This is a genomic window from Rhizobium sp. 05N430, from assembly GCF_056396985.1.
Genome location: NZ_JBFTMO010000005.1, coordinates 83,451 through 95,406 on the forward strand (window position 1 = coordinate 83,451; position 11,956 = coordinate 95,406).

Genomic DNA, 11,956 nt, shown 5'->3' on the forward strand with positions numbered 1-11,956 from the left:
CGGACTGGGGAGGGCTCAGCTTCTGCTTCGAAAGCTTAGTTCGAGTTGGCGGCTTCGAATTCGCGCAGGATGGCGTTGCCTTCCTTGACGGCTTCGTCGAGCGCCTGCTGGGCGGTCTGCTTGCCCGACAGCACGGTTTCGAACTGCTGGTCGATAACGTCGCGGATCTGGGTCAGGTTGCCGAAACGAACGCCCTTGGAGTTTTCAGACGGCGTGCCGCGCAGGATCTGCTTCAGGCCGACGTCGGAGCCGGGGTTCTTGTCGTAGTAACCCTGCGACTTACCGAGATCGTAGGCAGCGTTGGTGATCGGCAGGTAGCCCGAGAACTGGTGCCAATCAGCCTGAACTTCCGGCTGGCTGAGGTAGGTGTAGAACTTGGCGACACCCTTGTAGACTTCCGGCTTCTGGCCGTTCAGCGTCCAGAGCGTTGCGCCGCCGATGATCGAGTTCTTCGGATCCTTGGTGACGTCGTCGTAGTAGGGCAGTGTCGAGAAGCCGACCTGGAAGGCCTTGGCGTTGTTGATCACGCCAGCGCGCGAGCCCGAGGAGCCCATGTAGATGGCGCATTCCTGCGAGTAGAACTTAGGCGCTGCATCGGGGCCGCCGCCCGGACCACCGTACTGGAAGTAACCGGCATCCTGCCACTTCTTCAAATCGCTCCAGAGACGAGCCTGGTTCGGGCCGTTGAAGCTCAGCTCGGCCTTGGTGCCGCCAAAGCCGTTCTGCAGCGTGCCGTAGGGCAGATCGTGGATGGCCGAGAAGTTTTCGAGGCCGAGCCAGGTCGCAGCATAGGTAATGGTGAAGCCGCACTTGGCGGCGCCGGAGTCAACGATCTTCTTCGAGAACTCAGCCAGTTCGGCATAGGTCTTCGGGGCAACTTCCGGATCGAGGCCAGCCTTCTTGAAGACGTCCTTGTTGTAATACAGGATCGGCGTCGAGGAGTTGAACGGGAAGGAAAGGATGTTGCCTTCCGGGTCCGAATAGTAACCAACGACCGGCGCGATGAACTTCGACGGATCCCAGGGCTCGCCCTCGTCAGCCATCAGTTTGTAGACCGGATAGACGGCGCCCTTGGCGGCCATCATCGTGCCGGTACCGACTTCGAAGACCTGAACGATAGCCGGCTGCTGACCTGCGCGGAAAGCGGCGATAGCGGCAGTCAGGGTCTCAGGATAGGTGCCCTTGAAAACCGGGGTCACGTGATATTCGGTCTGGCTGTCGTTGAACTTCTGAACGATCTGCTCGAGCTTCTGGCCGAGTTCGCCACCCATGGCGTGCCACCAGGTGATCTCGGTTGCGGCGAACGATGCCGACGAAGACAATACGACCGCGGCAGCGGCCAGAGAAAACGTCTTGAACATGGATAAATCCTCTCCACCAATTGTTGGGGTGAGGAAGCCAATAGAGGCCTTACGTGACGCCTCCTTTACATTTGCATGACAGAAAAATTACAAAGCCTGCCTGCCTGCACGCCTATGCAATGCCGCTAGAAGGCATTCGGGAAATGCCGGGGCAAGCGGCCGGGCAACACGGCCACGATGTCGTAACGCTGCGATAGCAGGTGATTGGCTGGCTGGCGGGCAAGCCAGAGGTCGCTGGCATCACGGATGCGTTTCTGAGCCGCATAAGAAACAGCGTCCACCGCGCCGCGCTCGTCACGCCGCGCTTTGACCTCGACGAAAATGGCGAGATCGCCCTTGCGGGCGATGATATCGATCTCGCCGAGCTTGGTGCGATAGCGGAAGGCGGCGATGCGGTAGCCCTTCAGGATAAGAAACAGTGCGGCCGCGTATTCCGAGAACCGGCCCCGGCGCAGCGCCTTCTGCCTGTCCGCGCGAGGGCCGCTACCGCTCATCCGCCTTCATCTCCAGCAAGCGCTGATAAAGCTCCTTGCGGGGCAGACCCGTCAGCTTTGCGGCCTCGGCTGCCGCCTTGGCTGTCGGCATCGTGCCCGAGAGATCGGCAAGGATCGCATCGACATCGGCAGCATCGGCCGGCTTCTCGGCGGCCGGTGCCACGACGAGGACGATCTCGCCCTTCACATTGTCGTTCTCGGCGTAGTGGGCAGCAAGTTCCGCGAGCGTGCCACGGCGGAATTCCTCATAGGTCTTGGTCAGTTCGCGGCAAACCGAGGCAAGGCGTTCACCGCCCAGCACATCGGCCGCAGCCGCCAGCGTCGCGCCGATGCGATGCGGGGACTCGAAAAACAGCAGCGTTGCCGGCGTGGTTGCGAATTCGCCCAGCCGGTCGCGGCGCGCCTTGTCCTTGACCGGCAGAAAACCGGCGAAAAGAAAGGCTTCGTTTGGCAGACCGGAACCGACGAGGGCCGCCAGCGGGGCCGAAGCACCCGGGATCGGAACAACCTTGTAGCCGGTCTCGATGGCTGTCTGCGCCAGACGGTAGCCCGGATCGGAGACCAGCGGTGTTCCGGCATCCGAGACCAGCGCAACCGATTTTCCGGCCTCGATCGCCTGCATCAGACGCGGACCGGCCTCGTCGGCATTGTATTCGTGATAGGAAAAGGGCCGATTCTGGATGCCGTAGCGATCGAGAAGCACGCGCGTCACACGCGTATCCTCGCAGGCGAGCACATCGGCTCCCGCCAGCGTTTCCAGCGCGCGAAGCGTGATATCGCCGAGATTGCCGATCGGCGTTGCGACCAGATACAGCGCCGCTTCGAGCGGGCGGGCGGGGATGCTGACATTATGCAGGCGGTAGGTGCGATGCTTGCCGCCCTCGCCCGCCGTCTCTTCATTACTCAATTTCAAAGGCCCTCTCTGGCGTCGGCTCTTTATGCGCGCAGGCTTCGTTCGCGGCAAGGGTTCGGATTTCTGTGAGGATCATTGGGTAAATGCGCCTTTGCAGGCCTGCAAAGCCTTGCACCCCTTGCAATGCCCGGCAAAGTTCTGCCATTTTGCCCGTCCACTCCTCCGGCCATGGAGCCGGAAAGGCATTTTTCTGGCGCGCTCGCGCGCCCGGACAGTCACGGTCGAAAGCGGTAGCATCCCATGCGTATTACGATTGAGCGTTCCAACCTCCTGAAGTCGCTGAACCACGTTCACCGCGTCGTCGAACGACGGAACACGATCCCGATCCTGTCCAACATCCTGCTGCGTGCCGACGGCCAGAATCTCGACATGAAGGCGACCGACCTCGATCTCGAAGTCACCGAAGCGACGCCCGCCAATGTCGAACAGGCCGGTGCGACCACCGTTCCTGCCCATCTTCTTTACGACATCGTCCGCAAGCTGCCTGACGGTTCGGAAGTTCTGCTTGCGACATCGACGGATGGCGGTTCGATGACCGTCCAGTCCGGCCGCTCGAAGTTCTCGCTGCAGTGCCTGCCGCAATCCGACTTCCCGGATCTGACCGCCGGCACCTTCACCCATTCCTTCAAGCTGAAGGCAACGGATCTCAAGATGCTGATCGATCGCACCCAGTTTGCGATCTCCACCGAAGAGACCCGCTATTACCTGAACGGCATCTTCTTCCACACGATCGAAAGCGAAGGCGACCTGAAGCTGCGCGCCGTTGCGACCGACGGCCACCGTCTCGCCCGCGCCGACGTGAAGGCGCCTTCGGGCTCCGAGGGCATGCCCGGCATCATCATTCCGCGCAAGACCGTCGGCGAGTTGCAGAAGCTGGTCGATAGCCCGGATGCGCTTGTTACCGTTGAAGTTTCCGACGCCAAGATCCGCCTCAGCATCGGCTCGATCGTCATGACATCGAAGCTGATCGATGGCACATTCCCGGATTACCAGCGCGTCATTCCAACCGGCAACGACAAGGAAATGCGCGTCGATTGCACCACTTTCGCCCAGGCCGTCGACCGCGTCTCGACGATTTCGTCCGAGCGCGGCCGCGCCGTGAAGCTGGCGCTTTCCGACGGGCAGCTACTGCTGACGGTCAACAATCCGGATTCTGGCAGCGCGACGGAAGAAGTGGCCGTCGGCTACGACACGGATTCGATGGAGATCGGCTTCAACGCCAAATACCTGCTGGATATCACGGCGCAGCTTTCCGGCGATCAGGCGATCTTCCTGCTTGCCGATGCCGGTTCGCCAACGCTCATTCGCGACACGGCTGGCGATGATGCTCTCTACGTTCTGATGCCGATGCGCGTGTAAACGCGCGTCGCATTTGGCGGGCAAAGTTTTCAGATTGCGACGTTTGGTCTTGTTTTACTGCCGGATGATTGCAATTAGATAGCCAGCAGTTTGTTGCTTGACGAGGAGGACGGCATGGCGTTGCGGCTGAAAGAACGGCTCGGCAAAAAGTTCGATGAGGAAATCCGTTTCTTCAAGGGAATGATGCAGGGGCCGAAGACTGTCGGCTCCATCGTCCCCACCTCCTCGATTACCGCCAAGAAGATGGCAAGCGTCATCAATATCAATTCCGGCCTGCCGGTGCTTGAGCTTGGACCGGGAACGGGCGCGATCACAAAGGCGATCCTCGGCCGCGGCGTTAAGCCAGAAAAGCTTGTCGCAATCGAATATTCGACGGATTTCTACGAGCACCTCGTTCGCCTCTATCCGGGCGTCCACTTCATCAACGGCGACGCTTTCGATCTCGACAAGACGCTCGGCGCACTGAAGGGACAGATGTTCGATTCCGTGGTGTCCGCCGTGCCATTGCTGAACTTTCCGATGCAGGCCCGCAGCGCATTGCTGGAAAGTCTTCTCGACCGCGTTCCGGCTGGCCGGCCCGTCGTCCAGATTTCCTATGGGGCCGTCTCGCCGATCATCGCGCGGCCGGATCGCTATCACATCCAGCATTTCGACTTCATCGTCCGCAACATCCCCCCGGCTCAGCTCTGGATCTACCGCCGGGGCTGATGTTCGCGCTCTATATCACTCACCCACAGGTCAGGATCGATCCCGATGTCCCCGTTCCGCAATGGGGTCTGTCGGAAACAGGAGTGGCTCGCACCCGGCAGGCGGCCGCGAGCGACTGGACGAAAAGGCTTCGCCGGATCATTTCAAGTGATGAAACCAAGGCGATCGAAACAGCAGAGATTCTGGCCGAAGCCGCCGGGATCGGTGTTGAGATCGTCCATGGCATGCATGAGAACGACCGGTCGGCGACCGGATTTCTGCCGCCTCCAGAATTCGAAAAAGCCGCCAACTGGTTCTTTGCCAATCCAGACCTCAGCTTCAAAGGCTGGGAGCGAGCTATCGATGCGCAGGCCCGCATCGTTTCCGCCGTCGAGCGCATCCTGTCGTCGCACAATACGGACGAGCCGATCGCCTTCATCGGGCATGGCGGCGTCGGAACACTGCTGAAATGCCACCTGGAAGCAAAGCCGATTGGGCGCGACTGCGACCAGCCGGGCGGAGGCGGCAATCTCTACGCTTTCTCCCTTGCAGACCGGCGCTTATCATGCGACTGGACGCCCATTGAAAGCTGGCAGGGGTGGATGCGATGAACGCACGCGAACGGTTGATCGTCGGGCTCGATGTTCCGACACTGGGCGAAGCGGAAAAGATCGTTTCAACGCTCGGCGACGACATTCTCTACTACAAGATCGGCTATCAGCTGGTCTTTGCTGGCGGGCTGGAATTTGCCCGCGAACTTGCCCAGAGCGGCAAGAAGATCTTCCTCGACATGAAGCTTCTCGACATCGACAACACGATCGCATCGGGTGTCGAGAACATCGTCAAGATGGGCATGTCGATGCTGACGCTGCACGCCTATCCGAAGGCGATGAAGGCGGCCGTCGAGGCCGCAAAAGGCTCCGATCTTTGCCTGCTCGGCGTTACGGTGCTGACCTCGATGGACGAGCAGGATCTGACAGCGGCCGGTTACGAATATGATCCGCACACCCTGGTGTTGCGCCGTGCCGAACAGGCGCTCGCCGCCGGCATGGGCGGCATCGTCTGCTCGGCCGAGGAATCGTCAGCCGTCCGCAAGATCGTTGGCCCTAACATGGCGATCGTTACCCCGGGCATCCGCCCGGCCGGCAGCGACAAGGGCGACCAAAAGCGCGTGATGACACCGGCAGACGCCTTGAAAGCGGGCTCCAGCCACCTTGTCGTCGCCCGCCCGATCGTCAAGGCGCCGGATCCGAAGGACGCCGCCCGCGCGATCCTGGCCGAGATGGACGCAGCGCTCCGTTAAGCAAAGAGAGGGAGAGGAAGATCATGGCTAAGGGTTACTGGATCGCGCGCGTCGATGTTCGTGACGCCGAGCGCTACAAGGACTATGTCGCGGCCGCAAAACCGGCCTTCGAGAAATACGGCGCCAACTTCCTCGCCCGCGGCGGTGCGATCACCGAGCTCGAGGGCAAGGCGCGGGCGCGCAATGTCGTGATCGAGTTCCCGTCGATGCAGGCAGCCGTTGATTGCTACAACTCGCCGGAATACCAGATCGCCGCCAAAATCCGCCAGGAAGTCGCGGATGCCGAAATGGTGGTCGTCGAGGGAATCTGAGGCGTCTTCGCAGATGCGAAACTGCGGCGCGATGGGCCTTTCCGTCGCGTCTGGATTGGGCTAATACGGGAGCCAACAACCACTCTCTCCCAAGCCTTTCGAGGAACCTGCCATGACACTTGCCAACCTGCCGCCGCTCGTCACCGTGTTCGGAGGCTCCGGCTTCGTCGGCAGGCACGTGGTTCGCGCGCTTGCCAAGCGTGGATACCGCATCCGGGTCGCGGTGCGCCGCCCCGATCTCGCAGGTTTCCTGCAGCCGCTCGGCAATGTCGGCCAGATTTCCTTCGTGCAGGCCAATCTGCGCTACCGCCAGTCGGTCGAGCGCGCCGTCGAAGGCTCCGACTGTGTGATCAACTGCGTCGGCATTCTTTTCGAGACCGGCCGCAACACCTTTGACGCGGTGCAGGATTTCGGTGCGCGCGCCGTTGCCGAAGCAGCGAAGAATGCCAAGGCTCGTCTGATCCACATTTCGGCAATCGGCGCCGACGAGAAGTCGGAATCGAGCTATGCTCGCAGCAAGGGCCGCGCCGAGACGGCGGTGCTGTCGATCAAGAAGGACGCGGTGATCTTCCGCCCGTCGATCGTTTTCGGACCCGAGGACAGCTTCTTCAACAAGTTTGCTGATATGGCCCGTTTCTCGCCGGTTCTGCCTGTCATCAGCGGCGGCAAGACCAAGCTGCAACCTGTCTACGTCGAGGACGTTGCCGAAGCCGTCGCTCGCGCTGCCGACGGCAAGGCTCTCACGGGCAAGATCTACGAACTCGGCGGTCCTGAAGTCCTCAGCTTCCGTGAATGTCTCGAGACCATGCTGAAGGTGACGGCGCGCAAGAATCCACTGGTATCGATGCCGGCAGGTATCGCCTCGCTGATCGGCAGCATCGCATCGCTGATCCCCTTCGTTTCACCGCCGATCACGCCCGATCAGGTTCGCCTGCTGAAGTATGACAATGTCGTTTCGCCGAAAGCGGAGAAGGAAGAGCGCACGCTGAAGGGCCTCGGCGTCACGCCGACGATGGCGACCTCGGTTCTGCCGTCCTACCTGGTGCATTACCGTCCGCATGGACAGTACACGGGCACCGGCAAGGCCGCCTGATTCGTCCCATTAGAATTAACCGAAACGCCGCCTGCGGATTTCCACAGGCGGCGTTTCTATTTTGGGCGAAAGCTCAAATCTGGCGCAAGTTTCGCGTGTTTTTGTGGCCTGCGAACAGGATTGGCGTTGCATAAAAGCCGCATGAAAAAATTAGTGAAATTAACGTCACATTTAGCAGGAACATTTATTGCTATTTGCCATTCCACTGACTACACACCCGGCGCGCAACTAGCGGCTCACGAGGCTTGGCAGGCGCGTTCAATCGATTTGAAAGGCTTTATACCGATGGGCAAGTCAATCGCGCTTCTCTTTGCGTGTGCGGCACTGGTTATCCTGGCCGGCTCCTTCATCGCGCCCGGCTCGGTCGCGGCTGTGAAGGATGGCTGTGCGCCGGCTTACGGTGTCGACCCCTGCTCTACGGCAAGCATTCCCCAATAAGTGGGAGCTTTTCCGCGCGGCTGCGTTGAACAGCCCGCTTGGCGGAAAGCAACGATTTTCAAAATTGTCTGAATTGGTTTCAGCCCCCTGCCTGCCGGCAAGGGGCTGTTTTTCGTTGAGGCTCAGGCAATGATGCCGGCATAGGCCATGCCGAGCAGCACGGCGCCGAGAATGATGCGGTAGATCGCGAAGACGGTGAAGCGGTTGCTCTGGATATAGGAGAGCAGCCATTTGACGGCGATGAAGGCAACGATGGTTGACACCACGAAGGCAATGCCGAGCGCGGTCCAATCTTCGTTCGCCGCGCCGCCATCCTTCACGGTCTTGAACAGCTGATAGGCACTGGCCGCGTACATGGTCGGAATGCCGACGAGGAAGGCGAATTCCGTTGCCGCGGCGCGATTGGCCGTTCCGGCCAGCATGGCAACGAAGATCGTTGCGCCGGAGCGCGAGGTGCCCGGAAAAATTCCGGCGACGACCTGAGCAATACCGACCAGAATGGCAACCATCCAGGTGATGTCCTTGTAGGGCGGCTTCTTGGCGGCGGCCCATTCGGCAAAGATCATCCAGAAGCCGCCGATAATCAGCGCCCAGGCGATTGGTGTGGCATGTTCCGGCAGCTCGAAGCCGAGCTTCTTGACGATCAGGCCGAGCACGGCGGTGATCAGGAAGGCGACGATAAGCCTGGAGGCATAGCGGCGGTTCTTGGGTTCCCGCCAGCCGACGACCAGATCCACGAGGCGGCGCCAATAAATGATGGTGACGGCCAGAATGGCGCCAGCTTGAATGACGATATTAAACGTGTCGGACCGGGCGCCAAGCCACTGCTCTGCAATGATCAGGTGGCCGGTACTGGAGATCGGCAGGAACTCCGTTATCCCCTCGATGATACCCAGGATGATCGCGTTTATATAATCCATCTATGGTCTCCGGTTAAAATTCCTGGCCGCCGAATCAGGACCGGGCAAGCGTCGGCGGCGGGCAACTCATTGGTCATCAGGATGGCGGAAAAAGGCCGGATCTTTCGGGAGATCATGAAAAACCCATCATTGGCCGCACTTAGAAGCGGCTGTAACCCTGCTTCGCAGTTGAAGCCGCCATCCAATCCTATATCTTTCTTAAACTCTAATTGTTAGGAGTTTGAGAAGGACACAATGTCGCCGAAACGCGGGCGGACCGAAAACCCATAATGCCAGTACTTTATCATCACCCCATGTCGACCGCCTCCCGGTTTATCCGGCTGGTGCTTGCAGAATACGGCTATCAGGTCGATCTCGTGGAAGAGCAGACCTGGGACAAGCGCCGTGATTTCCTGGCGTTGAACCCCGCCGGGACGCTGCCGGTCTATGTCGACGACAGCATGCGCGCACTCTGCGGCGCCATGGTCATCTCCGAATATCTCGACGAAACGCACGGCGTCCTCAAGCGTGACCGCCGGCTTCTGGCGGAAGACCCGTTTCAGCGCGCCGAAATCCGCCGCCTCGTCGAATGGTTCATGCTGAAGATGGAAACCGACGTGACGCGCCCGCTGGCGCGCGAGCGGGTCTACAAGCTGCAGATGACAGCGGAGCAAGGCGGCGGCGCGCCTGACTCCAAGATGCTGCGCACCGCGCGCAGCAACATCCGCCAGCATCTGAAATATGTGACCTGGCTTGCCGGCTCGCGCCAGTGGCTGGCGGGCGAGCGCATGAGCTATGCGGATCTGGCCGCGGCGGCATCGATCTCGATCCTCGATTACCTCGGCGAGATCGACTGGGCGGAAACGCCTGTCGTCAAGGATTGGTACCAGCGCATCAAGTCGCGCCCATCCTTCCGCCCGATGCTCAACGAGCGGGTTCGCGGCCTGACGCCGGTTTCCCATTACGCCGACCTGGATTTCTGACGGGGGCTCTTGATGCCCGCACGATCAGAGCAGGATAAAGAGCGAAAGAAGCGCGAGAGCCTGACCGCTTTCGTGCGCGCCGAGGCAGCAAGCCTCGGCTTCGAGCTCTGTCGCGTGACCCGGCCGGACTCCATTCCTGAAGCCAAGGCACGGCTCGGTGAATTCATTGATGCCGGACGGCACGGAACGATGGAATGGATGGCCGAGACGCAGGAGCGGCGTGGCGATCCCCGCACGCTCTGGAGCGATGTCCGGTCCGTCGTGGTCTTCGGACTGAATTACGGCCCGGAAGAGGATCCGCGCAGCATTCTCGAGAAGCCCGATAAGGCGGCAATCTCGGTCTACGCCCGCAATCGCGACTATCATGATGTCATCAAGGGCCGCCTGAAGGAAATCGCCACGCGCTTTGCCGCACGTGCCGGAGCCGATGTGAAAGTCTTCGTCGACACCGCGCCCGTCATGGAAAAGCCGCTGGCTGCCGCTGCCGGGCTGGGCTGGCAGGGCAAGCACACCAACCTCGTCAGCCGGGCGCATGGCTCCTGGCTGTTTCTCGGCTCGATGTTCACCACCGCCGACCTCGATATCGACGCGGCGGAGAGCGATCATTGCGGCTCATGCCGCGCCTGCCTCGACGCCTGTCCGACCAATGCCTTTCCCGCCCCCTATCAGATCGATGCGCGGCGCTGCATCTCCTACCTGACGATCGAGCACAAGGGGCCGATCGCCCCTGAATTCCGGCCGATGATCGGCAACCGCATCTATGGCTGCGACGATTGCCTGGCCGCCTGTCCCTGGAACAAGTTTGCGGCGTCTGCCTCCGAGATGAAGTTGCAGGCCCGCGAAGACCTGAAGGAACCGGAGATTGTCTTTCTGCTGACGCTCGACGATCCAGGCTTCCGGACGTTCTTCAGCGGCTCGCCCGTCAAGCGGATCGGCCGCAACCGCTTTATCCGCAACGTCCTGATCGCCGCCGGCAATTCCGGCCAGCGGCAATTGATCGATCTCTGCTGCCGCCTCAGCCGCGATCCCTCGCCTGATGTGCGCGGAATGGCGGTGTGGGCCCTTTCGCGGTTGATGGACGCTGGCGAATTCCAGTCGTTTGCGGCAGAAAGGCAAACCGAAGAGGACGGCGACGTCCTGAACGAGTGGCGGCTGGCGGGAGTATTGTGATGAAGCTGATGATCTTCGGATGTGGCTTTTCGGGGATGGCGATTGCCAAGGCATTTGCCGCAGCGGGTGCCAGCGTCGGCGGCACGACCCGCAGCCGCGACAAGCTGGATCAGCTACGCGCCGCTGGGATCGACGGCCATATCTTCGACGGCGAGAGCTTGAGCCCGGAGCTGATGGCGGCGATGCATGGGGCAACGCATCTCGTGCAATCGATCGCGCCACGCGAAAGCGGCGATCCCCTCGTCAATATTGCCGGATCATCCCTCCGGACACTGATGCCGCAGCTGCAATGGATCGGTTATCTTTCGACGGTCGGCGTCTATGGAGATCACAGGGGTGCCTGGGTCGACGAGAAGACCATCTGCGTGCCGGTGTCGGGCCGGTCCAAGGAGCGGCTGGAGGCGGAGCAGGCCTGGAGCGACCTCGGCACAGCACTGAATGTACCGGCTGCCATCCTCCGCCTCTCCGGGATCTATGGGCCGGGACGCAACGCCTTCGTCAATCTCGAGCGCGGCACGGCGCGGCGGCTGGTCAAGAAAGATCAGGTCTTCAACCGGATCCGTGTCGAGGATATCGGCGGTTCGGCCCTGTTTCTTTCGCAGAGAAAACTCGGTGGCATCTATAATGTCACCGACGATCTGCCAGGCCCGCCGCAGGATGTGATCGTCAAGGCGGCCCACCTGATGGGTGTCGAGCCGCCTGCCGAACAGGCCTTCGAGACCGCCGAACTGACGCCGATGGCCCGTTCCTTCTACGGGGAGAACAAGCGGGTTTCGAACGCCAAGCTGAAAGCCGCCGGTTTTGCTTTCGCCTTCCCGAACTATCCCATGTCGCTCGCCCAGATGTGGCAGGACGGGCGATGGAAAATCTAACACTTCCGAGCTAGCGATCTAACCCCTCAAAGAGCAGAAAATTCCTACTTCCGAATTTTAGCAATCAAAATTT

General features: G+C 60.7%; 15 protein-coding genes. 10 read left to right on the top strand and 5 right to left on the bottom strand.

From position 1 onward, the window contains the following. Window positions 1–35: 35 nt before the first annotated feature. From ugpB to AC1DJO_RS13105, 4 genes are all read right to left on the bottom strand, one after another. Window positions 36–1,361: a sn-glycerol-3-phosphate ABC transporter substrate-binding protein UgpB gene (gene ugpB / locus AC1DJO_RS13090; protein ID WP_112385186.1), complete on the bottom strand. Its 1,326-nt coding sequence runs from the start codon at window positions 1,359–1,361 to the stop codon at window positions 36–38. 125 nt (window positions 1,362–1,486) lie between these two features. Continuing rightward, a complete protein-coding gene (locus tag AC1DJO_RS13095; RefSeq protein WP_112514158.1) occupies window positions 1,487–1,855 on the bottom strand; it encodes a YraN family protein in 369 nt (122 codons plus the stop codon). Further along, window positions 1,845–2,762: a 16S rRNA (cytidine(1402)-2'-O)-methyltransferase gene (gene rsmI, locus AC1DJO_RS13100; protein WP_112538375.1), complete on the bottom strand. Its 918-nt coding sequence runs from the start codon at window positions 2,760–2,762 to the stop codon at window positions 1,845–1,847. Before rsmI ends, AC1DJO_RS13095 begins: the two co-directional genes overlap by 11 nt. After that, window positions 2,755–2,913 carry a hypothetical protein gene (locus AC1DJO_RS13105; protein ID WP_162698717.1) on the bottom strand — a complete coding sequence of 53 codons (159 nt, stop codon included), beginning with the start codon at window positions 2,911–2,913 and terminating at the stop codon, window positions 2,755–2,757. The genes rsmI and AC1DJO_RS13105 overlap by 8 nt, the downstream gene beginning before the upstream one ends. A 95-nt stretch (window positions 2,914–3,008) precedes the next feature. Between AC1DJO_RS13105 and dnaN the strand changes: the two genes are divergently transcribed. The 7 genes from dnaN (at window position 3,009) to AC1DJO_RS13140 (ending at window position 7,959) form a co-directional block, all read left to right on the top strand. Next, window positions 3,009–4,127 carry a DNA polymerase III subunit beta gene (dnaN, locus tag AC1DJO_RS13110; protein ID WP_112385183.1) on the top strand — a complete coding sequence of 373 codons (1,119 nt, stop codon included), beginning with the start codon at window positions 3,009–3,011 and terminating at the stop codon, window positions 4,125–4,127. Window positions 4,128–4,241: 114 nt separating this feature from the next. After that, window positions 4,242–4,835: a phospholipid N-methyltransferase PmtA gene (gene pmtA / locus AC1DJO_RS13115; RefSeq protein ID WP_112538374.1), complete on the top strand. Its 594-nt coding sequence runs from the start codon at window positions 4,242–4,244 to the stop codon at window positions 4,833–4,835. Next, window positions 4,835–5,425 carry a histidine phosphatase family protein gene (locus AC1DJO_RS13120; protein WP_477970970.1) on the top strand — a complete coding sequence of 197 codons (591 nt, stop codon included), beginning with the start codon at window positions 4,835–4,837 and terminating at the stop codon, window positions 5,423–5,425. The genes pmtA and AC1DJO_RS13120 overlap by 1 nt, the downstream gene beginning before the upstream one ends. Further along, a complete protein-coding gene (gene pyrF / locus AC1DJO_RS13125) occupies window positions 5,422–6,117 on the top strand; it encodes an orotidine-5'-phosphate decarboxylase (protein WP_310293404.1) in 696 nt (231 codons plus the stop codon). Before AC1DJO_RS13120 ends, pyrF begins: the two co-directional genes overlap by 4 nt. Window positions 6,118–6,140: 23 nt before the next feature. Continuing rightward, the gene (locus tag AC1DJO_RS13130) at window positions 6,141–6,428 is read left to right on the top strand and encodes a DUF1330 domain-containing protein (protein WP_112514160.1); all 288 of its coding nucleotides are present in this window, start codon (window positions 6,141–6,143) and stop codon (window positions 6,426–6,428) included. 112 nt (window positions 6,429–6,540) lie between these two features. After that, window positions 6,541–7,521, top strand: coding sequence for a complex I NDUFA9 subunit family protein (locus AC1DJO_RS13135; RefSeq protein ID WP_477970972.1), 981 nt, complete (start codon window positions 6,541–6,543; stop codon window positions 7,519–7,521). Window positions 7,522–7,662: 141 nt separating this feature from the next. Then, window positions 7,663–7,959 (top strand): hypothetical protein, encoded by a 297-nt coding sequence (locus AC1DJO_RS13140; protein WP_148194260.1) that lies wholly within the window; start codon window positions 7,663–7,665, stop codon window positions 7,957–7,959. A 122-nt stretch (window positions 7,960–8,081) separates the two neighbouring features. Here AC1DJO_RS13140 and AC1DJO_RS13145 read toward each other — a convergent pair whose 3' ends face one another. Further along, window positions 8,082–8,879 carry an undecaprenyl-diphosphate phosphatase gene (locus tag AC1DJO_RS13145; protein ID WP_112538370.1) on the bottom strand — a complete coding sequence of 266 codons (798 nt, stop codon included), beginning with the start codon at window positions 8,877–8,879 and terminating at the stop codon, window positions 8,082–8,084. Window positions 8,880–9,148: 269 nt separating this feature from the next. On the opposite strand from AC1DJO_RS13145, the gene AC1DJO_RS13150 reads away from it, so the two are divergent. From AC1DJO_RS13150 to AC1DJO_RS13160, 3 genes are read left to right on the top strand one after another with little or no spacing between them, the layout of a single operon-like run. Then, window positions 9,149–9,841 (top strand): glutathione S-transferase family protein, encoded by a 693-nt coding sequence (locus tag AC1DJO_RS13150; protein ID WP_112385176.1) that lies wholly within the window; start codon window positions 9,149–9,151, stop codon window positions 9,839–9,841. Between the two features lie 12 nt (window positions 9,842–9,853). Continuing rightward, window positions 9,854–11,011: a tRNA epoxyqueuosine(34) reductase QueG gene (gene queG, locus AC1DJO_RS13155; protein WP_477970974.1), complete on the top strand. Its 1,158-nt coding sequence runs from the start codon at window positions 9,854–9,856 to the stop codon at window positions 11,009–11,011. Beyond that, window positions 11,011–11,883 carry an SDR family oxidoreductase gene (locus AC1DJO_RS13160; protein WP_477970976.1) on the top strand — a complete coding sequence of 291 codons (873 nt, stop codon included), beginning with the start codon at window positions 11,011–11,013 and terminating at the stop codon, window positions 11,881–11,883. Before queG ends, AC1DJO_RS13160 begins: the two co-directional genes overlap by 1 nt. Window positions 11,884–11,956 lie beyond the last annotated feature (73 nt).